The organism is Enterococcus sp. JNUCC 77 (assembly GCF_054819945.1).
Map to the genome: position 1 here is coordinate 593657 of NZ_JBTHIG010000002.1, position 22884 is coordinate 616540.

The 22884-nt window shown below is 34.0% G+C and carries 28 protein-coding genes; 18 read left to right on the forward strand and 10 right to left on the reverse strand.

Going from position 1 to position 22884, the window contains the following annotated elements:
• The first annotated feature begins 15 nt into the window (after positions 1 to 15).
• The 3 genes from ACVWNY_RS15850 to ACVWNY_RS15860 all read left to right on the forward strand — a co-directional run bounded on the left by ACVWNY_RS15850 (position 16) and on the right by ACVWNY_RS15860 (position 3009).
• Positions 16 to 654: a type 1 glutamine amidotransferase family protein gene (locus ACVWNY_RS15850; protein WP_454071931.1), complete on the forward strand. Its 639-nt coding sequence runs from the start codon at positions 16 to 18 to the stop codon at positions 652 to 654.
• A gap of 193 nt (positions 655 to 847) precedes the next feature.
• Complete coding sequence (locus ACVWNY_RS15855; protein WP_218325569.1) at positions 848 to 1543, forward strand: flavodoxin; 696 nt, start codon at positions 848 to 850, stop codon at positions 1541 to 1543.
• Positions 1544 to 1662: 119 nt separating this feature from the next.
• The gene (locus ACVWNY_RS15860) at positions 1663 to 3009 is read left to right on the forward strand and encodes an MFS transporter (RefSeq protein WP_454071932.1); all 1347 of its coding nucleotides are present in this window, start codon (positions 1663 to 1665) and stop codon (positions 3007 to 3009) included.
• Positions 3010 to 3129: 120 nt separating this feature from the next.
• On the opposite strand, the gene ACVWNY_RS15865 is transcribed toward ACVWNY_RS15860, so the two are convergent.
• On the reverse strand, positions 3130 to 3993 hold the full coding sequence (locus tag ACVWNY_RS15865; RefSeq protein WP_218325571.1) for an aldo/keto reductase: 864 nt from the start codon (positions 3991 to 3993) through the stop codon (positions 3130 to 3132).
• Positions 3980 to 4441, reverse strand: coding sequence for a MerR family transcriptional regulator (locus tag ACVWNY_RS15870; protein ID WP_218325572.1), 462 nt, complete (start codon positions 4439 to 4441; stop codon positions 3980 to 3982). The genes ACVWNY_RS15865 and ACVWNY_RS15870 overlap by 14 nt, the downstream gene beginning before the upstream one ends.
• Before the next feature lie 351 nt (positions 4442 to 4792).
• Here ACVWNY_RS15870 and ACVWNY_RS15875 point away from each other — a divergent pair, with 351 nt between their 5' ends.
• Positions 4793 to 5479, forward strand: a complete 687-nt coding sequence (locus tag ACVWNY_RS15875; RefSeq protein WP_454071933.1) for a flavodoxin family protein — start codon at positions 4793 to 4795, stop codon at positions 5477 to 5479.
• Between the two features lie 385 nt (positions 5480 to 5864).
• Here ACVWNY_RS15875 and ACVWNY_RS15880 read toward each other — a convergent pair whose 3' ends face one another.
• A complete protein-coding gene (locus ACVWNY_RS15880; RefSeq protein WP_454071934.1) occupies positions 5865 to 6365 on the reverse strand; it encodes a cysteine hydrolase family protein in 501 nt (166 codons plus the stop codon).
• A 12-nt stretch (positions 6366 to 6377) separates the two neighbouring features.
• A complete protein-coding gene (locus ACVWNY_RS15885; RefSeq protein WP_454071935.1) occupies positions 6378 to 6920 on the reverse strand; it encodes a cysteine hydrolase family protein in 543 nt (180 codons plus the stop codon).
• 116 nt (positions 6921 to 7036) lie between these two features.
• Between ACVWNY_RS15885 and ACVWNY_RS15890 the strand changes: the two genes are divergently transcribed.
• Together ACVWNY_RS15890 and ACVWNY_RS15895 are read left to right on the forward strand one after the other, a co-directional pair.
• Positions 7037 to 7432, forward strand: coding sequence for an Lrp/AsnC family transcriptional regulator (locus ACVWNY_RS15890; RefSeq protein ID WP_454071936.1), 396 nt, complete (start codon positions 7037 to 7039; stop codon positions 7430 to 7432).
• 609 nt (positions 7433 to 8041) lie between these two features.
• Positions 8042 to 9019: a bile acid:sodium symporter family protein gene (locus ACVWNY_RS15895; RefSeq protein ID WP_218325577.1), complete on the forward strand. Its 978-nt coding sequence runs from the start codon at positions 8042 to 8044 to the stop codon at positions 9017 to 9019.
• A gap of 290 nt (positions 9020 to 9309) precedes the next feature.
• On the opposite strand, the gene ACVWNY_RS15900 is transcribed toward ACVWNY_RS15895, so the two are convergent.
• The 3 genes from ACVWNY_RS15900 to ACVWNY_RS15910 form a co-directional block, all read right to left on the reverse strand.
• On the reverse strand, positions 9310 to 9672 hold the full coding sequence (locus ACVWNY_RS15900; RefSeq protein WP_454071937.1) for a hypothetical protein: 363 nt from the start codon (positions 9670 to 9672) through the stop codon (positions 9310 to 9312).
• Positions 9673 to 9702: 30 nt separating this feature from the next.
• Positions 9703 to 10374, reverse strand: coding sequence for an HAD family hydrolase (locus ACVWNY_RS15905; protein ID WP_454071938.1), 672 nt, complete (start codon positions 10372 to 10374; stop codon positions 9703 to 9705).
• Positions 10375 to 10438: 64 nt separating this feature from the next.
• On the reverse strand, positions 10439 to 10822 hold the full coding sequence (locus ACVWNY_RS15910) for a hypothetical protein (RefSeq protein ID WP_454071939.1): 384 nt from the start codon (positions 10820 to 10822) through the stop codon (positions 10439 to 10441).
• A 279-nt stretch (positions 10823 to 11101) separates the two neighbouring features.
• Between ACVWNY_RS15910 and ACVWNY_RS15915 the strand changes: the two genes are divergently transcribed.
• From ACVWNY_RS15915 to ACVWNY_RS15945, 7 genes are all read left to right on the forward strand, one after another.
• On the forward strand, positions 11102 to 12322 hold the full coding sequence (locus ACVWNY_RS15915) for an MFS transporter (protein WP_454071940.1): 1221 nt from the start codon (positions 11102 to 11104) through the stop codon (positions 12320 to 12322).
• 316 nt (positions 12323 to 12638) lie between these two features.
• Positions 12639 to 13436, forward strand: coding sequence for a helix-turn-helix domain-containing protein (locus ACVWNY_RS15920; protein WP_454071941.1), 798 nt, complete (start codon positions 12639 to 12641; stop codon positions 13434 to 13436).
• Positions 13437 to 13799: 363 nt separating this feature from the next.
• Positions 13800 to 15254, forward strand: coding sequence for a DNA-3-methyladenine glycosylase 2 family protein (locus ACVWNY_RS15925; protein ID WP_454071942.1), 1455 nt, complete (start codon positions 13800 to 13802; stop codon positions 15252 to 15254).
• Positions 15255 to 15264: 10 nt separating this feature from the next.
• Positions 15265 to 15810: a methylated-DNA--[protein]-cysteine S-methyltransferase gene (locus ACVWNY_RS15930; RefSeq protein WP_454071943.1), complete on the forward strand. Its 546-nt coding sequence runs from the start codon at positions 15265 to 15267 to the stop codon at positions 15808 to 15810.
• 209 nt (positions 15811 to 16019) lie between these two features.
• On the forward strand, positions 16020 to 16559 hold the full coding sequence (locus tag ACVWNY_RS15935; protein WP_454071944.1) for a methylated-DNA--[protein]-cysteine S-methyltransferase: 540 nt from the start codon (positions 16020 to 16022) through the stop codon (positions 16557 to 16559).
• Between the two features lie 25 nt (positions 16560 to 16584).
• Complete coding sequence (locus ACVWNY_RS15940; protein WP_454071945.1) at positions 16585 to 17412, forward strand: isocitrate lyase/PEP mutase family protein; 828 nt, start codon at positions 16585 to 16587, stop codon at positions 17410 to 17412.
• Positions 17413 to 17726: 314 nt separating this feature from the next.
• Positions 17727 to 17984 (forward strand): hypothetical protein, encoded by a 258-nt coding sequence (locus ACVWNY_RS15945; RefSeq protein WP_218325587.1) that lies wholly within the window; start codon positions 17727 to 17729, stop codon positions 17982 to 17984.
• A gap of 275 nt (positions 17985 to 18259) precedes the next feature.
• On the opposite strand, the gene ACVWNY_RS15950 is transcribed toward ACVWNY_RS15945, so the two are convergent.
• Positions 18260 to 18796, reverse strand: coding sequence for a flavin reductase family protein (locus ACVWNY_RS15950; protein ID WP_454071946.1), 537 nt, complete (start codon positions 18794 to 18796; stop codon positions 18260 to 18262).
• 93 nt (positions 18797 to 18889) lie between these two features.
• Between ACVWNY_RS15950 and ACVWNY_RS15955 the strand changes: the two genes are divergently transcribed.
• The 4 genes from ACVWNY_RS15955 to ACVWNY_RS15970 all read left to right on the forward strand — a co-directional run bounded on the left by ACVWNY_RS15955 (position 18890) and on the right by ACVWNY_RS15970 (position 20914).
• A complete protein-coding gene (locus ACVWNY_RS15955) occupies positions 18890 to 19582 on the forward strand; it encodes an ArsR/SmtB family transcription factor (protein ID WP_454071947.1) in 693 nt (230 codons plus the stop codon).
• Between the two features lie 187 nt (positions 19583 to 19769).
• Positions 19770 to 20099 (forward strand): hypothetical protein, encoded by a 330-nt coding sequence (locus ACVWNY_RS15960; protein WP_454071948.1) that lies wholly within the window; start codon positions 19770 to 19772, stop codon positions 20097 to 20099.
• A gap of 321 nt (positions 20100 to 20420) precedes the next feature.
• Entirely contained in the window at positions 20421 to 20621 is a 201-nt protein-coding gene (locus ACVWNY_RS15965; protein ID WP_438720853.1) for a cold-shock protein, read from the forward strand.
• 59 nt (positions 20622 to 20680) lie between these two features.
• Positions 20681 to 20914, forward strand: a complete 234-nt coding sequence (locus tag ACVWNY_RS15970; protein WP_218325589.1) for a hypothetical protein — start codon at positions 20681 to 20683, stop codon at positions 20912 to 20914.
• Between the two features lie 127 nt (positions 20915 to 21041).
• Here ACVWNY_RS15970 and ACVWNY_RS15975 read toward each other — a convergent pair whose 3' ends face one another.
• Positions 21042 to 21248: a hypothetical protein gene (locus ACVWNY_RS15975; protein WP_454071949.1), complete on the reverse strand. Its 207-nt coding sequence runs from the start codon at positions 21246 to 21248 to the stop codon at positions 21042 to 21044.
• 525 nt (positions 21249 to 21773) lie between these two features.
• Here ACVWNY_RS15975 and ACVWNY_RS15980 point away from each other — a divergent pair.
• On the forward strand, positions 21774 to 22253 hold the full coding sequence (locus ACVWNY_RS15980; protein WP_461211749.1) for an NUDIX hydrolase: 480 nt from the start codon (positions 21774 to 21776) through the stop codon (positions 22251 to 22253).
• Between the two features lie 254 nt (positions 22254 to 22507).
• Here ACVWNY_RS15980 and ACVWNY_RS15985 read toward each other — a convergent pair whose 3' ends face one another.
• A complete protein-coding gene (locus tag ACVWNY_RS15985; RefSeq protein WP_454071950.1) occupies positions 22508 to 22807 on the reverse strand; it encodes a bacteriocin immunity protein in 300 nt (99 codons plus the stop codon).
• Between the last annotated feature and the right edge of the window lie 77 nt (positions 22808 to 22884).

Consider the following 22884-nt stretch of genomic DNA (forward strand, 5'->3'; position numbering starts at 1 on the left):
AAATGGAGGAAACAAATGCGAACAATTTATGTTTATTTATTAGATACATTAGCTGATTGGGAATTAGGTCATATCACAGCAGAGTTAAATTCGAAAAGATTTTTTAAAAAGGACGCTGCAGAAATCACTATTAAAACAGTCAGTTATAACAAAGAGTCGATTAGAACGATGGGAGGAATGAGAATTACCCCTGATTGTTCCATTGAAGATGTAGTAGTAGAAGAAAAAAATCTATTATTATTGCTGGGCGCTGATACTTGGAGCGAGGAAAAGCATCAAGCAATAATCGAAAAAGCCAATCGCTTTCTTTCTGAAGGTGCTGGTGTAGCGGCGATTTGTGGGGCAACCGTCCCGCTAGCCAACTTTGGAATGTTGGACCATCGTCTTCATACTAGTAATGGCTCAGGATTTTTAGAAATGTTTTGCCTGAATTATCAAGGCTCAAAAAATTATGTTGATCAGCCTGCTGTGTCAGCAGACAACCTAATCACCGCAAGTGCAACAGGTAATTTATTATGGACTAAAGAAATTATTGCTTATCTGGAGGTTCTTGAATTGGATACGTTGACGGCTTGGTATAATTATTTTGAGACTGGTGAAGCTGGATTCTTTTATCAATTGATGGAAAGTTTACCAGAAAAAGAAATTAATTAAGTTGAAGGAAAAAATGAGAAGTCTCAGCTGTCATGAATTAGACAGTTGTGGCTTTTTTTTGATTCCAAATAGTAACAGTGGCTCATATGTTTAAAAAAAATTAAACAATCAGCATTTTTTGACGAAAAAACTTGCCTTGAAGTAGACTCCATAGTCTAGTCTTGAGACATCAAATATGGAAAGCAGGTCCTTTATGAAAAAAATGTTGAGTGTACTATTTATTGGCGTTGGATTGCTAACTTTGGCAGCTTGCGGTAATAACGATGAAAATGCAGCATCAGATAATAATCAAAATTCAGTCGCAGCTAATGATAATTTAACTGAAAAATTTGGCAAATCATTAGTTGTTTATTTTTCCCAACCAGAGACAACCGACCCTAATAATCTAACAACCGAAGAAGAAAATAGCGCTATAGTAGTGGATGACGAAGTACTTGGTAATGTCCAATATGTTGGTATGCAAATCCAAGATCAAACCGAAGCTGATATTTTCAGAATTGAACCAGAAACTCCTTACACAACCGATCATGATGCGTTAACTGAATTTGCTTCAGAAGAACAATCAAATAATGCGCGACCAACTTTAAAAGAGTCAGTGGAAAATCTTGACGAATATGATACCATCTTTTTTGGTTATCCAAACTGGTGGGGTGATATGCCGATGATTATGTATAGTTTTTTAGAGGAACATGATTTGGCTGGCAAAACGGTGATCCCATTTAATGTTCATGGTGGTAGCGGTCTTTCTGATACGGTTAACAGTATTACTGAAGAAGCGCCAGATGCAACGATTGTCACCGATGCTTTGACCATCAGTCGTGATGATGTGGATGGTAGTGAAGGCGATGTGACGGATTGGTTAAATAATTTACCTGAAACAAATAATTAAATATTTTTTCGAGCACTGATTTTTCAGTGTTTTTTTGTTATGGGAAAACTTTCTTCTTGCTCTGGAGTTCACTCCATGGATTATAGTCAGTTTTGTAATTAAGGAAAGAAGGACAGAGAATGCAAGAAACAAGTATAAACAAAAGAAGTGTTATGGTACTACCGATTATTTTATTAAGCTATTTCATGATCTTACTGGATAATTCGATTATTTTTACCGGGACGGTTAAAATTGCTCAGGATTTAGCATTAAATCAAGCCCAATTATCGTGGGTCAGTAATGCTTACTCATTAACTTTCGGTGGTTTATTATTATTAGGTGGCCGTTCGGGAGATTTATTTGGTCGCAGAAAAATGTATAATATCGGATTAGTCATTTTTGCGATTAGCTCATTGTTTGTCGGTTTGGCAGGTAGCCCAGTAGCAATTATTATGGCTCGGGCGTTTCAAGGGATCGGCTCGGCAATTTTAGCACCGACAACATTAGCAATTTTAATGGATAATTTCGAAGGAGAAGAACGGACGAAAGCTGTTGCGGCTTACGGTGCTACAGCAGGAATTGGTTCTTCAGTAGGATTGATTATTGGTGGCGTACTCGCCAGTCAGTTTTCTTGGCGAGATGGTTTTTTTATTAATGTACCGATTAGTATCATTATGTTTATTTTGGCGATGCTATTTATTGAAGAAAAAGATACGATTGAAGGGAAAATTGATATCTTTGGTTCAATCACTTCTGTTATCGGTATGATTGCTTTAGTGTACAGTATTGTTGGCGAAAGTAATAATATAATCGCGTTAGTGATTGCGATTGTTTTTATTGGTTTATTTATTCGCCAAGAAGCTAAAACAAGTTCACCGATCATGCCGTTAAGTCTTTTTGCCAATAAAGAACGTTTGGGCGCTTACATTGCCCGCTTTACTTTTTTAGGAGCAATGTTGGCTTTGTGGTTTTTGACACCACAAATGATGCAAAACTATTTGGGCTATTCACCATTAACTTCTGGACTGGCTTTCTTTCCTTTAAGTATCACGATTTTCCTATCTTCATTACAAGTTTCTCGGTTAACTAAAAAGTTTGGTAATGGAAAACTAATGGTAATTGGTTTGACAATTGTGGCACTTGGTATGTTTGGTTTGAGTTTATTTAATGAAAATAGCAATTATTGGATTGGTATCGCCATACCTATGATGATCATTGGGATTGGACAAGGCTTTTCTTTGAGTCCTTTAACCGCATCAGGAATTGCCCATACGACAGCAGATGAAGCTGGTGCTGCTTCAGGCGTGGTGAACATGGTCCATCAAATTGGCGGATCGATTGGTTTATCAGTGGTGATTGCTTTTTCATCAGCAGTTACTAACCCGGTTAGTAGTTTTAGATTACAAATGTTAATCGCAACAATTTTTATAGTTATTTCTTTACTTGCGGCAATTTTCTTTGTTTTACCGCAAAGTAAGAAAAAATAAAGCGATGAATGAAAAAATTTGATTGGCTGAACTCTTTAACGTAAATAAAAAAAAGATGACTTCAATTTTCTAATAGTAAAATTGAAGTCATCTTGTTAATTATTAAATAGTTAAATGGTTTTAAACGTCCATCGTCCGTCCAGCCATCCATTTGATCATTTCTGGATCAGCATGCGAGAAGAACTGACTAGCACCAACGTTTAATGTTGCGATTTGCGCTTTGTCTTCGTCGGTTAATGAAAAATCAAATACAGCTAAGTTTTGTGCCATCCGGTCAGGATTGACTGATTTCGTCAAAACAATCACATCTTGTTCTACTAACCAACGGACAATTACTTGCGCCACAGATTTACCATATTTTTCACCAATTTTTGTTAAGATTTCGTTTTTGAAAATCCCATTTTTACCTTCTGCAAAAGGTGCCCAAGCTTCAACCGCAATGCCTTCTGCCTTTAAAGCAGCAATGTTTTCAGTTTGTTGTTGGAAAGGATTAATTTCAATTTGGTTGACTTGCGGGGTCGCTTGATTGAATTCTGCTAAATCAACGGCACGGTCGACGCCAAAGTTTGATACGCCAATGGCTTTTGCTTTGCCTTCTGATTGTAATTCTTCCATTGCACGCCATGCACCATAAACATCGTTAAATGGTTGGTGAATCAATAGCAAATCAACATAGTCTAAACCTAAACGTTTTAATGAACGCTCAACTGAAGCGCGGGCCTTTTCGTAAGAAACATTTTCCACCCATACTTTAGTAGTAATGAATAGTTCTTCACGAGTCACGCCAATTTCGGCAATACCCTTTGCAATACCTTTACCGACTGCTTCTTCATTTAAATAAGATTGAGCAGTATCGATGTGACGGTAACCGGCTTTGATTGCTTCATAGACTGCATCTTCAGCTTCTTTTGGATCGGTAATTTGGAAGGTACCAAAACCTAAAATTGGGACTTCGACACCATTATTTAATTTAACTGTTTGCATTTATAATTCCTCCAGTGGTTTCTTTATTCTTGTTAAAATGTTTCATTTTCCACAATTCCTCGATTTGATCTTCAGTCATCTTTCCAGAATTAAACAAAGCGATGTGTTCATCATAAGTTTCGATTTTATAAGCTAATAAATCTCTTGTTTGATGGAGTTCTGCTATTTTTTCGTCTAATTCGTTTAATTGATTTTTTAAGATGTCTTTTTGTGCAAGCCGCTCGTCTCCTTGAATTTGTGATAAACGAGCAAATTCAATTAACGATTCGATGGATACACCAGCGTTTCGTAAACTCTTAACGAGAAAAACCCAATTCAAATCTTTCTTTTGAAAATCTCGATAACCTCGCTGGTCACGAGTGACTGGCGGAATCACACCGATTTTTTCATAATAGCGAATCGTGTCTGTGGTTAAGTTGAATAAGTCAGCAACTTCTTTAATGTTCATATTTTCGCCTCCTAATTGAGTTACCTTGAATCATTCAATAAATGAACTATATGCTATGGAGTGAACTTCAAGGCAAGTGAAAAGTTTTATCATTCCTCATTTTTATTGTACCTGGAAATTTTCCAAAAGAAAAAAAGACTTGCTTTGAAGTGAGCTCCAGACTGTAGACTTAGTTTTATCAACAAACGAAAGGAAGAAATAAATGAAGAAAAAAATTTGATAACGCTATTTTTCGTTCGTCGGGTCACTATTTTAACGGCCTGTGGCAATATTGATGATGAAAATAGCTGGCGTATGACAAAACTGTACAAGTTTATTTCCAGCAAGATAAAATATTAGGAGGATTTTTTCATGAAATTAAAAAAACAAACAATAGTGGCACTGACTTCATTTTTATTCATTTTAACGGGTTGTCAAACCGGAAACACGGAAGATTCTGAAACAAGTAATACTAATGAGAACACGCAAACAAGTACAACAAGACAAAGACAAACTGGACGAGGAGCAGAATCAGATGGACAAGATACTAACGCTGATGCCGATCCAACTAGAATTCTAACTGAAGATGCTGATGCAATTGTCATCTATTTTTCTAGAGGAGGAAACACTGAAGATTTAGCAAATATGATTCAGCAAGAATCGAATGCTGATATTTTAGAATTAACAGTTGCGGACCCATATCCTGCTAATTACGAAGAAACGGTTGAAAGAGCCAACCAGGAACGAGAAACAGAAAATTATCCTGAGCTATCAGTTGAAATTCCAGATCTAAGTCAGTATCAAACAATTTATCTCGGATCACCAACATGGGGTATGAGTTTATCTAGTCCAGTCACTACTTTTCTTCAAGAAAATGGCGGAGCTTTATCTGGCAAAACAATTGCCTTCTTCAACACCAACGCTGGTTATGGCGTGGGCTCATCTGAAGACCAACTAGCCGAACTTGTACCTGATGCAAACTTACGCGCTAGTCTTTCCATGGAGGATGTTGAAGTGCCAGATAGTCAATCTGCTGTTGAGGCTTGGGTAAATCAGTAGTTTTAAGACAAACATTTAACTATTCTGATTTTCCAGAGAATCTTATTGTAAGCCAGCATAAGAGTCATTCTGTCAAAGAAGTTATAAAAAATCGATGTTGCATTTTAGTTTAAGATATTTAAATAATAAAGAGCCGTCAATTTTAATCGAGAGAAGGAATAACTGAAAAGAATATCAGAAACTCGATTAATCTCTTAATCGTTATTAATAAAGGGACGTTGTTTACGCAACGTCCCTTTTCGGCTGTATTTTAGTAAAAACTCAAGCGGTCGTGGGCAATATATTTGCAATCCTAATCCTTCGAGAAAATTGCAGCTTTTTACATAATAAAGAGACCTTCGTTATTAAAGAAAGTCTCTTAATCATTCTCAATTCGGGGATATATCTAATCCAAAAGTAAAAAGCGCTCCTGCCAAATGCCTTCATAAAACTGAATCGTCTTTTCAGCAGTCATAAAAGGATTGTCAAAAGTACTCGTCAAGCCTTTTTCCATAAGAACATTATAACCAAGACCGTGAGCAAATTTAACAGTAGCATCGATGCAATATTCCGTCTGAGCACCACAGATTTCAAAGGTCTGAATCTTATTTTCAATTAGCACATCTTGTAAGGAAGTCTCAAAAAAGGAGTTTGCATGTCTTTTAGTAACAAAGTTAGTCCCATACTCTGCTTTTAACTCAGGAATAATTTTCCATTCATGCGTGCCTTCAACTAAGTCTTCATCAATGTGCTGAACAAAAATGATTGGTTTATTTTTGGCTGTGTATTTTTCAATCTTGGCATTAACCTGTGAAATTAATCTATCTAAATGGTCAATTTTACCATTGTTAAAACAGACCCCATTTTGTAAATCAATCACTAATAATGCTTGGCTTAAATCAGTCATTTTAAGTCCTCCTTAATTAAAAATAAATTCTTCAACTGTCTGAACGGTCGCAATTTTACTTAAATTGGTGAGGTAGCTTTCATGAACATCTTCGGCTTTTACCAACTTATCCTCAATGAATAAATCTTTTGTCGTCGTCGCATCAGACAGAACAATCGGTGAAAAATTTCGTTTGGTACTAGCTTTTGTTGTAGCATTGATGCACATATGGGTCATCATACCACAAATTACTAGTTGTTCAATTTCAAATTCTTTCAGTAAACAACGTAAATTTGTCTGGCGAAAACTATCTGGAAAGTGCTTTATAATTTTTAAAGAGGTGCTATTTATTTTCAATTGAGGATGAAATAGCACGCCATCTGTATTGGCAGCAAAAAAATCAGCTTTTTTTCCTAATTTAATATGTTGAATGTAGATAATTGGCAGGTGTTGGGCGATAAAATAGTCCTCCATTTGATTAATTTTAGTCAAGGCTTTGTAGGGTTGATATAGTGGTAACTTACCTCCGGGGAAATAATCTTTTTGGACATCAATCACTAAAAGTGCCTGCTTCATAAAAAAACTCCTCTCTGAACTATTGTTTAAGTATAGAGATACCGCTATGATTTACATAGAAGCTGATGAAAATGATCGATACAAATTATTTTCATAATGAAAGGAATCAATAATAAATGGATGAAATTGATTTTCAAATACTAAATTTATTGAAAAATAATAGCCGTTTAACGAATAAGGAAATCGGTAGTCAGGTTCATATGACTGGTCAGGCTGTGGGCAATCGAATCAACCGCTTATTGGATGATAAAATTATCAAACAATTTACGATCGAGATTGCTTATGAAAATACCCAATATATTCGTCTATTTATGAATAACTCTGAATTCACAGCCCTTGAAGAAGCAGTGAATCGCTTTTCCGAAATTGAAGTGTTCGATAAAGTTTCCGGTCAAGCCTGTTACATAATCGTTGCCCATTTCAGTAGTGAACAATTACAAGTCTTTATTGAAACTATTTCAAAATGGGCGCGCTACAGTGTGGAAACAGTACTGGTGAACCGCAAGAAATAGTTTTAAATATTTTGGTTCGAATGATCAAAGTCTTTAAAGCACTATAAAAGAAGGACCATTTCTTATTTGGCAGAAATGGTCTTAGTTGTTTATTCTGTTAAAAAGTGTGTAATTTTTTTCGCGGCGGCTGATGCTTTTTTCCAATCACTGGATGAGTCCCGTGATCAAAAAGGTGACATTGCGCGTATTTATAGCGCTTGTTTTCATTCATTTTCATAATCCTGCAAGTTATTTACGAAAAATACAAGAAAAATTCGAATTTAGATTGACATTGCAGTGGCAATTTTGTACACTGTAAAGAAATATTTATAAAATATTCTGAAAATTCAGGAAAAGCAGGTGAAGACCATGATGAAGACAAACGCAATCATTATTTTATTATTATAGTCGGGACTTTTTTGAGAAATTAATCAAAAAGTCCCTGTTCACATTGCATTGAAAAGAAGGAAAGACTTCTTTTATGGAATGTTTTTTTTATACCTAATTTATCTTGCACTTATTTTAAAAAATGAAAAGACGAGAGACAGCTCTCTTTTAAATAAAACACACTAAAACAGCGATTCTCTTGGTAGTAAGTAACCAACTAGAATTTGGAAGGAAGAAACGCCTATGAAAACCGTCAATGCGATAGCAACTTTTGTAAACAAGTACCTGATCTACATCATGATTATATTAATGTTTATCTCCTATTTTTTCCCGCAGCCTTTCTTATGGATTCCTGATCGTACGACTAATCTATTGAGTATCATCATGTTTTGTATGGGGATGACCTTGAATCTAGATGCTTTTAAAATGGTGGCACTACAGCCAAAAGCTTTCTTTTTAGGGATCCTTTTCCAATTCACGATTAGTCCGCTAGTAGCTTATGGATTAGCTAATTTGTTTGGTCTTTCTTCTGGTTTAATTATTGGTTTCGTTTTGTTGGGAGCCGTTTCAGGTGGAACTGCCAGCAATGTGATGACTTTTATTGGTCGCGGTGATGTAGCTTTGACTGTTTCATTGACCACCGTTTCTACTTTACTGGGGACAGTTGTGACACCATTTTTAACTTTGACTTTAGCTGGTAAATACACCAATATCTCATTTATGGCGATGTTGTTGTCAGTTCTACAAATGGTATTGGTACCGATTATTCTTGGGGTTATTGTTCATAAAATCATCGAAAAATACATTGAATATTGGTTGAAAACTTTTGTTTTGATTTCTTCTGTAAGTATTTTACTAATTGTTGCCGGAACGGTTTCGAAAAATGGTGCAGCAATTGTTCAATCAGGTTTGATCGTGATTGTTTTAGTGTTCCTTCATAACTTGATTGGTTATGGTGCTGGCTATGGTTTAAGTAGGATGTTAGGTGTCAGTAAAAAACAAGCCAAATCAATCATGTTCCAAGTAGGTATGAAAAATACTGGTTTAGCGATTTCCTTAGCGAACGCCCATTTTGCTTCAATTGCTGCCGCTGTGACGCCAGCCGCTGTTGGAATGGTTATCCATCAAATTACTGGTCCAATCTTAGCGAATCTTTTTGTTAAAAAAGAAGACGAGAAGAAGGAAGAAGTTTTCGTTGAAAAAAGTGAACAAGTTTCGTAAGGGATAAGAATTTTTAGTATATGTAAAAAACAAAGAGCCATTGAATCGTTTGATTCATGGCTCTTTTTGCATTTACTGAAGTTATTTCTGCTGGCAAGATTGCTAAATTATGAATGTAATATCTGATTAACCTTTTTCAAATTTCACGTGCTTGTTTTCTTAATATTTTCAAAAGTATCCGTTTGCAAAAAAAAGCGTAATCCAGTCGCTACACAAGTTTAAAATAGCCCATCAAAATAATGAAGGAATCATATTTGCTAAAAATTTCTACGGTATGAAAACCAGTCTGTTTAGTGTTTAAATTTTTGAGCTAGTCTTTGGAAAAAATTAGGACGAAATGAAGCTGAAATGTCTGTCCAATTTTCAATATTGGGCACTTTATTTTTCTCGAAATAGTCTAAAAAGAATACGATAATTTCATCCTCATTTTCTGGGATATACGAGTAATGGCGCATCTTTCCTTCTGCAGATAAAAAACGAATTTCTATCGTTGCTGCGTATTGCATATAAAGGCTAGTATGGATGGGCTCTTTGGGTTCTAAGATGATAAATTCTGTTTCTTTATTTTTTAAGGCGTTTACAATCAGTTCTTTTGTTATTGTGGGAGATAGATAAACTTTATCATTAATGGTTAGCTTAAATTTATTTAACATCTGTAAAACTCCTTGGGTTTTCATCATAAACTAATGCTTAAAAATATTAGCTATCAGCTGGAATATTTCTTTCATATCTTTTCCTAGATAGTCGGCTTGGGATTGATCAATCGTCATTCTAGTTTCTTGATAAGCAATTGTAGTAATACCAGCGCTGGTGGCAGCCGTAATACCGTAAGCTGAATCCTCGATAGCAATAGCATTTTCGGCTAGAACACCTAATTTGTCCAAAGTAATCCGGTATATTTCTGGGTCCGGTTTACTTTTTTCAACGAATTCACCACTAAAAATCACATCAAAATAGCTTTCGATTTTACAACTCTTTAAAACATCCAAAATATGGTTATATTCAGAAGAAGAAGCTACCGCCAATTTAATATTCTGCTCTTTTGCAAACTTTAAAATTTTGACAATATCTTTTCGAAATAGTTTAGCATAATCTACTCCTTCATATTTTTCTTTATTAAAAGATTCAAATTTAGACCTAAGGGTATCAAGAGGAAGGGGTTCTTTCAAGAAACTTGCTAAGGTGAGGTACAGGTCGTCAAATGATCGTCCCACCAAAACATTGTATTTTGAAGTATCAGGGTCAATCGGTTCATGGTTTTCAGTGGCGATAAATTGTCGTTGAATATCAAAATCTAAAAATTCTGTATCGACAATGACACCATCCATATCGAATATGATTGCTTTATGATTCATATTTAACCTCCAATGGAAATATTGTCTTTAATTAGCCTATAAAAAAATCAGTACAAATCTTTATCTAGCTTTTATATCTTTCTTGAATATCTCGTGAATTGAGGGTGAATCCAACACTCATCACTAAAATAAAAATAAAATCGATTAAGTCATTTCTACTTTGCTGAAGATTGATTTGTAACCAGTTAATAATTGTAAAAAACAAGAAAAAAATAATCCCGAAAATAACAAATTGAAGGAAGAGACTTGCTGAAGTATAAAGTGTCAAATAATAGCCAATGAATAAAGACAATAACATTGGGAGCAAAAAAATATAATGTTGATAAGAAAGAGAATGGTTAAATAAATCAAAAATCAATCTTCCAACAATTAAAAGAAAAAAGATAAATAACGTTCGATAAATTACATTAGCAGGTTTTGATGGATCAAAAATTTTCCAATTAAACATTCCCGATTCCCCCTATATATAGAGTTATCTTAACATATTTTTCCAATGGTTATGGCAAGAAAAACTGAGTATTACCTAATGATTTCGTTTATCTTGTTGCTTTAGATGTAAGTTAAGTGATAGAAGACTGAACCCTTTTTTTTAAAACAAGAAAAGCCAACCTTCTTGCAAATAATAAGTCTCGTGATATACTCAATGGTGCAATTAGGAATTCTCCGAAAAACCCATTTGGGCGTATAAATTGTATACACTAAATTTATTACTCAAAGGAGAGTTCTTATGAAAACAAGAGAATATCAAGTAAATAATTGGAGAAAAAATATAGCATACTTACTATCATCGCAGGCGATTTCTATGATCGGAACGATGTTGGTGCAGTATGCTATTATTTGGCATGTCACCCTTTCTACAAATTCGGGGCTAATGACTGGGCTTGTCACTTCTGTCGGTTTATTACCAATGGTTATTGTGATGCCTTTTGCTGGTGCGCTTGCAGATCACTACAATCGCAAAAACATTTCAATTATCTCAGACAGTGTAATCGCATTGGTATCTTTGTTAGCAGCAATAGCCTTGTTACTAGCAAATAATTTAGAGAGCAATATGTTCTTACTTGTAGGACTAACTTTTATTCGTTCAGTTGGTCAGGGATTTCAAACGCCTGCTGTGTCGGCCATCTTACCGCAGTTGACGCCTAAAGATTCCTTAGTGCGGATTAACGGAATTGACCAAACTATTCAAGCCGGTATGATGCTAGCTAGTCCGGCATTAGCAGCAACTTTGTTAAATTTTTTACCACTAGCTTTCATTCTACTAATTGATTTTATAACGGCTATAATCGGTGTGTCTATTATGTTAACAAAAGTAAATGTACCAAGCATAAAACGTAAAGAAAATTCTCAAATAAATATAATTGATGATATTAAATCAGGATTGACATATTTAAATGCCCACAAAATTTTAGTTGCACTGATTGTGGCAGGATTTATTGGAAGTGTGTTAGCTACGCCAGCTTCAAATTTAGCCCCCTTGCAAATTACTAGAGAATTTAATGACGGGCTTTGGCAATTATCGGCTAGTGAGATTGGTTTTGCAGCAGGAATGCTGATTGGTGGAGCAGTAATGAGTATGTGGGGAGGACTGATAGATAAAATAAAAACAGTCGCATTAGGCTATGCTCTTTTAGTTATCCCTTTCCTTACACTCGGAATAACTTCTCATTTCTGGATATATTTTTTAATGATGGTTACTATTGGTTTGGTTGTTCCTATTTCGCGAACAGCAATGGTTTCTTTCTTCCAAACAGCAACAGATAACAGCCATATGGGAAGAGTCATGAGTATTGTCACTATGACAATTAGTTTTGCATCGCCAGTTACTATACTGATAATCGGACCATTAGCTGACGTTATTTCAATTAATTTAATCATGATTGCTGCCGGAATTTTACTGATCCCTTTGGTCATTTGGCTGTTATCTGGAAAATATTTCAAAGTATGAGCAATCAGAAGGTTTTAGTATCTCAGTAGATGGAAAATGGTGTATTTAGTCTTACAAGATAGAAACTAAATATAGTTATTAGTCGATTAATATTGATAGAGGGAATTGTTTTTTACTAATAATCAACCGTATTCAGCAATTTATTGGTAATCACTGGTTCTTAAATTTCTTCAGTTTCTTTCAAAGTTATCCGGAAATTATTAATGTATAAATGATATCATTACTTGTAATATAAAAAGCGTACTATTTAAAAAATATACAATGATAAAATCTATAGGTGATGATAGTTGTTTGAAAAATATTAGGAGGTAAAAATATGGATATCTCTAAAAAATTAAAAAATTACCGTAAGGCTCAAAATATGACTCAAGAAGAATTATCAAAAAAAATCGGGGTCTCATTAAAACTAATAAAGGAATGGGAGAGCGGGATAAGCGCTCCAGAAGATAGTGAGTTACAGCAAATAAATAACCTAATAATAGTTACTGATTTAAAGTTGCCGTTTTATTTCGGTAAGCCAACAAGTAGAAAACCATTTCTTATTTTATTAATAATACCATTATTGATATTTGCAATTTTCATTCAAGTTAATATTTTTGTAGGAATTTTATCAGGATTTTTATCAATGATCTTCATATATGGATTAGGGTTTTATGATTTTAGGAGATATTATGCTTATTTTATTGTAAAAAAAGATGGAATAATCGTTTCAAAAGAAAAGGAGCTCCAACTATTCCCACTGATATCAATAATTAAGGGTGGTTTAAAAATACGGAAAGAAGAAAAAATCCAATATAACGATATTAACTACATGAATATTTTTTTTGATAGTGATGGTTTTAAAGGATATGGGACTTCAATATCGTATCGGCCAAGACAAATTTATACAACCCGAGAAGTAATCATGCTACAGGTGTATTTAAAAACGAATAATGAGGTTATTAATCTTAATTTGGATCAGATTTTTTACCCAGACTCCAAAGAAAGAAAACATATATTATATTTATTTAAGTTTTTTAATCAAAAGGGTATACCCATCATTGATAATCATAAAATTTTAAAAGCAATTAGCGAAGGTCAGTCATTTATTGATTCCGCATATAAAAAAAATTGATGAAAGTTTTTTTATATCTTTTCTTTTATTCCAATAATTTTGATCTTTAGACCTACCTGCCTGTCAGTTGATAATCTGACAGGCTTTTTTAATGCAATTTTTCAGAGCATAGGTAAAAAAATACAAATGACTCTGAATAAAATTGATTTAGTTACTACATTTTCATACATAAAGAATGGTTATCTTCAATTTAACTACTATGTAAAAAGTTCGACAAATATTACCGTAAATAAGTACCGGTTTTTTTGATTTTTTATTAGGCACTCTTTATAGAATTCCTTGCTATCTAATAAATGCCATGTCCGAAAACGACCAGATATATGTTATGCTTTTGCTATAATTAAGTAGCAGAGGAGGGAATTTATGGAAATACATGATAGTGGATTATATGCTGCTTTTAAAGCAAAGGATAACCGTTTTGATGGTCGCTTTTTTGTGGGTATCTCTTCAACTGGGATATATTGCCGTCCAATTTGTAAAGCGAAACAAGCAAAAGAAGAAAATTGTACTTTTTTTCAATCGGCAGCTGAAGCAGAGCAAGCTGGATTCCGTCCATGTCTGCTTTGTCGTCCCGAACTGGCACCGGGGAAATCCGTTGCTGATGCAAATGTGAATTTAAGTTATCGTGCTGCTAAATTGTTAGAAGAAACCTGTACCTATAAATTAAGCATTCAAGAACTTGCTGAACAGTTAGGCTATACTGATAGACATTTGCGCCGTGTATTTACAGCTGAATACAATGTGTCACCTGTCCAGTATCTTCAAACGTGTCGACTACATCTTGCAAAACAATTACTCACGGATACAAATCTAACTGTGCTTGAAATTGCAATGGCAGCTGGTTTTGGAAGTTTAAGACGTTTCAATGCTGTTTTTAAAGAGCAATATCGTTTAACTCCTACACAACTACGAAAAAAAGTTATCATAAAACCTACTGTTGATGAGATTACATTGTCCTTGAGTTATCGACCTCCTTTTCGTTGGAATGAGATCCTCACTTTTTTAAAGAGTCGAGCGATCGAAGGTGTTGAAGCGGTCATTGATGATAAATATATGCGGACTGTCCGATTAAAAAATATTAAGAACGAAAAAATTGAGGGTTGGATTAAGGTATCTCATAATGAGGAAAAAGAATCATTGAATTTAACAGTGAGTCATTCTTTACTGTCTGTACTCCCGCAAGTTTTAGCACGGACAAAAAAGATGTTCGATATTTATTGCAATCCTGAAATTATTTATCAAGCATTAAAACCAATGAACAAAATCATCAAAGATTCTTGCGTACTTGGAACACGATTACCTGGTTGCTTTGACTCCTTTGAAATGTCGGTACGGGCAATTTTAGGGCAACTAATTACTGTGAAAGCTGCAGGTACAATTGCGGCACGCATTGCTAAGACTTACGGACATGAAATACAATCAGGAATTAATGGGCTTACTCATACATTTCCGTCATCAGAGGATATTATAGCGTTAGAAAATATTGAAGAATCTTTCGGAGTTCTCGGTGTTACTTCTGCAAAATCAAGGACAATCTTTCAGTTGGCAGAACTTGTACAAACAGCTGAATTAAATCTAGATTTTTGCGTCAATCCAGAAACGGAAATGAAGAAATTACTTGCTATTACCGGTATCGGAAATTGGACAGCTCAATACATCGCTATGCGTGCGATGGAATGGACAGATTCTTTTCTTGAAACTGATGCTGGTGTAAAGAAAGCTTTAAGTGGCTATTCTGCAAAAGAATTGTTGTCTATTGCGGAAGAATGGCGACCCTGGCGCAGTTATGCTGTGATCAATTTGTGGCAGACATTATAAGGAGGTTTTTATGTACTATTCGACAATTTATCCATCACCTATTGGCAAAATTACTCTTGCTTGTGATGGCAATGGAAAAAATCTCGTTGGTCTATGGATGGACGGACAAAAATACTATGGTGATACAATCCCTGAAGCTATGATACCAAATGATGATATTTCACTATTTAATAGGACAAAAGACTGGTTAGACCAATACTTTAGTGGTGATAAACCTAAAATTTCAAAATTACCGTTAGAACCTATCGGTAGTGAGTTTCGACAAGGAGTCTGGCAAATTCTGCGTGAGATTCCTTATGGCAAAGTCATTACATATGGCGATATTGCAACTATAATGGCGGCGAAATGTGGAAGAAAAACAATGTCAGCTCAAGCTGTGGGCGGTGCGGTAGGACACAACCCCATTTCAATAATTATCCCTTGCCATCGTGTAGTTGGTACAAACGGAAGTTTAACGGGTTTTTCTGGTGGGATCAAAACAAAAATACAGCTGCTGGAACATGAAGGAGTAGACTTATCAAAAATGTTTATTCCCAAAAAAGGTACAGCCCTTTAGTAGTCTCGTATTTATCGGAGGATCACTTAAAATTTAATTCCTGATCAACGAAAAATCGTTTTGCAGGGTTGCTATATGAAAAAAATAATTTTAGTCGGTTTGTCCGGTTTCATTTATTCAGTTCATGATTATTTTATAACCACATTTGCTTCAAATTGACCATATATGTAAACACATAAAAGGACAAAACTTAAAATGGAGGAGAAAAAATGCACTATTATACTTATTATAATAGCCCGTTAGGAAAGATATTGTTGGTTTCTGATGGAGTCGCGTTAATTACTGTAAAATTAAAATGTCACAGATTTTATGATAAGTTTAGCCAAGAGGCAACTAAAGAAAAAGATGATTTAAAGATTTTCGAAGAAACTAAAACGTGGTTAAATAGATATTTTGCAGGAGAAAACCCTAGTATTAAAGAAATAAAGCTAAAACCAGTTGGAAGTCACTTTCGACAAGTTATTTGGAAAATGCTTTGCGATATACCTTATGGTGAGACAGTTACATATGGTGAACTTGCAAGACAGGCCGCTATTCAGCTTGATAAAGATAGGATGTCTGCGCAAGCCGTTGGTGGTGCGGTGGGGCATAATCCAATTTCAATAATTATCCCGTGTCATCGAGTGATTGGCTGTGACGGAAATTTAACAGGGTATGGCGGAGGGTTAAAAAATAAAATCCATCTCTTGAAATTAGAAGGGGTAGATACATCCGAGTTCAAAATACCAACTAAAGGCACAGCCCTATAAAATAAATATTTAGCGAGGTAAAACTATGGATATGAAGAAACAAAGAAAACAAGCTAGAATATTTTCAGAAATGCATAAAAATGGGGAAATGTTTATTTTGCCTAACGTCTGGAATGTTGGTAGTGCAGTTGTTTTTGAAAAAGAAGGATTTCAGGCTGTTGCAACGTCTAGTGCTGGAGTCGCATACGATTTAGGTTATTCAGATGGGGAAGACATTTCATTTGAAGACCTACTAGAAGTTGTGAATAAGATATCTAATCGCATAGATGTACCTCTTTCAGTAGATTTTGAACGGGGATACGGAGAAACAAAAGCAGTGGTAAAAGAAAATGCCAAAAAATTAGTTCAAGCCGGAGCCGTTGGTTTCAATATTGAGGATGGTATGCCTGACGGAACATTGTCCTCCTTAGAATTACAGCTTGAAAAGATTGAAGGGCTAGTGGAATTAAAACAAGAGCTGGAGATTGATTTTGTTATAAATGCTCGAACTTGTGCCTACTGGTTACAGGTGGCAGATGAAGAGAAAAGGTTAGAGATTGCGATTGAACGAGGAAATGCATTTTCAAAAGCTGGAGCAGACTGTATTTTTATCCCTGGTGCTTTAAGTAAACAGGTGGTGAAAAATATTTTAACAGAAATATCTGCCCCACTTAACATTATTTTGAATAATCAGTTTCATGACCTCAATGAATTAAAAAAAATGGGTGTACAAAGAATAAGTTTAGGTTCTTCTCCAGTTAGATATATATATAGTGAGAATATTGAGCTAGCTAAAAAGATTAAAAAGAATGATTTCGATGAGTTGCTTAAAAATCCTTTTTCATACGAAATCGCAAACGAGTATTTTAAATAGATAAATCAATCTTAATTTGTATACTAAGAATTCTATTTGGAATAAATCGTCTTTTATCTAAAAATAGATGCTTTCCAAAATTTATTTAAAAATGAAAGAGACATAAGCAATTTGTGGTTTTTGCTCCTAAAAAATGGTGTCAATCGCAAAAATGATAAATTTTGAGGAGAGTTACTCGAATTGTGTTTTTTCAAGTAAAATCAGCCAAACTTTATGGTAATTTAATATGACTATTATATAAAAATGGTTATGATTGGACGTAAAATATATTTAGGCGTATCATAAAATTATAAATAAAGAAAGCGGTGTTTATTATGGCAGATTACGAAAAAAAAGAAGAAAATGTGTTGAATAATATTGCTGATACAGTAGTTAGATTAGATGGTGAATTGGATAAACTTAATTCACTTAATGAAGACACTACTAAGAAACATGAATTTAAGAAATGGTATGCAGAAAAAAAAGCAATTCATGAAATTAAACATATTTTACACGAAGTTGGAAAATATGCTAAATATGATGATGATGAAATGAAAAAAATTGATGATTACTTCACTAATTTTGAAGGATAAAATTTCAACACACAAATAAAATCATTGTGTAAGATCAAAAACTGAAAAAGTTTTTGATCTTTTTTGTTTTCGTTTTATATGTTTCTCTTAGATAAAAAGCGCAGTTCTTTGTGCTTTTTTTTAAGATTCTTAGCCGCCTATTTTTTGTATTTTTTTTAAATGGTACTTATTTTGCGACACAAAGAAGTTAAGTATTATTCGATTAAGAATTTAAACATGGAGACAGTAAAAATAGTATCAAAAATTATTATTCTTGATACTAAAGAAACTATTTTTTATTGGAAATCCATTTTTCTTGAATACCTGAAAAGTCGTTTATGACTATCTCCCATATAAAAAACTGGTACTACTTGTTCTGAAAGTAAATGCTCGTTTTCAACTAGGTTATCTTCGACTAGCCATTGATGTACCGTAGCGAAGAGATGGCTAATTTCACCAATATTTTTTATTTCTATTAAGTGACATTCCAATGTGATCATAGATTCTGAGATTATTGGTGCATCAATCTTTTTTGATAGTTCATAATGAAAAGAATTAGCTAGATTGAATTTGTCAGTACCACTGTTGAATCCCCCTATTTTTATTTGCTCCAAATAGTTTTCTGAGGGGACATTTAAAGTAAAGCAACCAGATTTTTCTATCTGCTTCGCAGCATTAGATTGGCTTCCTAGACCAATTACTAGTTGGTTATCTAAACTGTAGGATGAACTGCAGGATGTAAAGTTATAGCCAAACTTTTCATCCTTATACCCCAGAACAATAATAGGAAAGCCGTAGTAAAGTTTTTCTGTATTTAAGATTCGTCTTGTCATGAATTTTCCTCCTCTATTGAATAATATTAAGATACAATATAAACAAATCTATAGCGTTCGATATATGGAATTTAACCAAGGGAGGAATGAACGGTGAATAGTAAAAACACAAAAAAATATGCACAAATAATTATGGAAGACTCAAAAATTGCGATGATTAATTTGTTAATGAGTGGAAAGTTCCATACAGTGAACGAAATTGCAAAAGCAGCAAAAATTAAACCTCATACTGCAAGTTACCATTTGAAAAATATGTTATCACTGAATATAGTAATGATGGAAAAACATGGTCGCTTCCATTATTACAAACTAATCGATGAAAACTTTGCAGCATTTTATGAATCTGTTTGCGGTATCACAGCACCAGAACCAGAAAACTATTTAAGTAAAAAAATAGCATCTGAAAAAATGACTCAAGCAAGAACTTGTTATGATCATCTAGCTGGAAAGTTGGGTGTCTCGGTGACCCAATTTTTAATAAAAAAAGATTATTTAAATTGTTCAGGAAAATCAGCCAAGCTAACTGAAAAAGGGAAGATTTTTTTAGAAAATCAAAAGATTGATTTGATAAAGTTATCGCAACAAAAAAGATTGTTTTGCCACATTTGCTTAGATTGGAGTGAGAGAGATTATCATATTTCAGGTGCAGTTGGCCATGCAATCTATCAACTTTTTTTAGAAAATGGTTGGATTGTGAAAGATAAAAATACTCGAGCGGTTATACTCACTGACAAAGGTATTCTTGAATTGAAAGAACAATGGGACTTAGAAGTTGATATTTATTAGACATCTTTTTAAAAGTTAGTTTCCAAGATAAGTAAACAGTTTTCATAATAAATTAGTATTTAAAAGGCAGTGGGATCAATTGCTGCCACGGCTTTTTTGCTAGTTATAAATGAGCGGATGGGAGTTTTTAGCCTTATCAGATCTGTTATAATAAAACCATAGAGTCATTATTTGAGGAGGAAAAATGATGAAAAAAGTTGTTTGGATCTATTCAATTAATGCTGATGGCAAAGTAGTCGTAGGGCGATTTTTAAATATGAATCAGTTAAGCGGGAGACATTTTCAAGCGGCATTAAAGATGGCACTTTCTCCAGATATTGAGGTAGATTTTGTCAGCTACGATGTTAATCAAACAGATTTACCGTCTGCCGATTTATATGTTTTCCATGAAAATGATCAAATATATCTAGATCAGGCTATTAAGAATCAAGGTTTATCGATTGCTTTCAAAGATATTTACACAAGCGATATCGAAGAAATTAAAGCCAAAATTGTTCGATCTTTTGAAAAAGTTTGATGGCAACTGTTTACGACAGTGATTATCGTTTTTTTAACGCTATTCACCCCATAAGTGTTTATTCAATATAACATTTATCAAAAGTCAAGGATATCCTAAAAGATTAATATCATTGGATCAATATTAATATATGATAGGTTCTTTTCATACTTTTCTCACTTTTAACTTGTAAGTGACAGTGACAGCTGTTAAGGTGGGAAAGTAGTAAAGTTTCATTGTGAATGTAGGTCATCATTAAATAATTATTTTAATGCTTCTTTCTTACACTTTAAGATTCTATTGCAAATAAACACTTAGATGTGTAACTGGAGGTAATTATATATGAATAAAGGTACTGTAAAATGGTTTAACGCTGATAAGGGTTTTGGATTTATTACTGGTGAAGATGGCAATGATTTATTCGCTCATTTCTCAGCAATCCAAGATCAAGGCTTTAAAACTTTAGAAGAAGGTCAATCGGTTTCTTTCGACATTGAAGAAGGACAACGTGGACTTCAAGCAACAAATATCATTAAAGACTAATTTTTCGGTGGAGACCCACAGCGGTCTTCTTTTTTTTTAAATGAAGGAGGAAAATAATCATGGCACAAAGTTTTGGCATTTCGACACCCGTTCCCTCTGCTTTAGGGGAAAAATTTTATATTGGTGAAATTGTTTTGAGTGTGGACGGAAATAAATCTGAGAAGGTTGTTATTGAACGCTTGTTGACTAATTCAGCGATTGTTATTTTTGATCGCACTGGTGGTAACGACTATGAACAACTAACTAATAAAACAGTCATCAGTTATTCTAAACTTCAAAAAATTGAAGATTAAGCTGAGCTAACCTCACGGATAGTTAAATCGACAGTTATTATGTAGAAATGCTACGGCTTTCTCTATAATAGCTGTCGATTTTTTTGTCTTCTTTATCATAAAGATTATTAATCATTTTATAAGGACGCTAAGTCTGATGTTTGGCTTCAAACTCACTGAGCTTAATTATTTTATCTGTTGAAAATTCGATAATTGATACGCCATCAAATTCATATTCCGTGGCTTCTTTGGCGTGAAAAAACCATTCAACAACAAAAATATCTGGTGCTACTTCCAAGATTCGATAGATTTTCCATTCCAGCACAGTTTTTTTTTTAACATATCTGCAATCCATCGTTTTATTTCTGATAAGCCCATATAAATCGGACCATAGCATTCTCTGTAGATAATTTCTTCATGGAAATAATCTGTCAACTGCGAAAAATCCTGAGTAATCCAGCAATTAAATAATTTTGGACATTTTGCTGGTGAGTCATTATAAAAACCTCTTTTCGATAGGATTTAGTTTAAATTTTTACCGTGAATCGAATCTCATATAAATCGGAATTTTTATTAAAAATTTCAATTAATTAGGTATAATAAAAATGAGTTTGTAGCTATAAAATGTGTAAATGATTGGGGTCGAGCAAGTAGGAAGGGAAAGAAAATAAAATTGGAGTTAGATTTTTGATAGAGATTAAAAAACCGCATTATTCCTTCTTACTGTGATTAAAAAAGATATTTTTAGTAGCTAATTTACTAGTTACACAACAAGCAGATAGTTTGGAAAAAAATCAGAGAAGTGCTATGAGTTGATGTGGAAGTGGACCTCAGAATTATAGGTGGCGGAATAAAAGAGAAATCAGATAGGATGATAAGAATGACAACTAGATGGTTAGATTGGGCGCAAAAATTACAAGCGATTGCACAGGCAGGACTGACTTACTCGAAAGATAAATATGATATTGAACGGTTTCAAGCAATTCGTGAAATCAGCATCGATATGATGACACAACAAACAGATTTAGAGCAATCAAAAATCAAAAATTTATTTGCTAATGAATCTGGTTATGCTACACCAAAAATTGATATTCGAGCTGTTATCTTTCGTGACAATAAATTATTGATGGTTAAAGAAGAAACCGATGAATCTTGGGCATTACCAGGCGGCTGGGAGGGCATTGGCTTATCGCCGAGCGAAGTCGCAGTGAAAGAAGTTAAGGAAGAATCGGGCTATGATGTTCAAGCGACTAAATTCTTAGCATTGATGGATAAAGCCAAACATGAGCATCCCGAGTCGGCTTATTATGTCTACAAAGCTTTCATTCAATGTGAGCTTATTGGCGGTAGCTTTTTTTGATGAAGCTCATTTGCCCAAATTATCGACGGAAAGAAATACGGAAGCACAGATTAAAACTATTTTTGAATATTTAAAAGATGAAAATAAAGCAACTATCTTTGATTGATACTGACACGAAAAAAAGCCGTCGAAGGACGGCTTTTTCTCTTTTTCTCTTTTTCTCTTTTTCTCTTTTTCTCTTTTTCTCTTTTTCTCTTTTTCTCTTCTAACGGTTCAAAAAAACTGTTTCTGTAGGTTTTTTCTAGTAGGAAGTCTTAAAACCACAACGGTAACATCATTGCGCTCAAGGCTACTCCTTTATACTTATTAGCATCAGAAGCGATTTGATAATATAAAGTTATTAGCGCTTTAGGACAATCATTTTTATGACCTAGGAAATATTTTGGAATATCGTAAGAAAGTCTAGCAGCAATCAATTTTGAATCACCAGATTTTTCTAACTCTTTTGCTGAATCAAGTAGCATTTTTTGTATTTCAGGATATTTTTTCATTTCTTCATCACCATAAGCAACACTTAAATTGTTCATCATCGCAGTCACTTTTTCTTCAGACATACAAATCATCTCCTTGGTAATAGCCTACGCTTGATAATAATAAATACAATAGAACTTGACGAATGTGACAAAAGCGT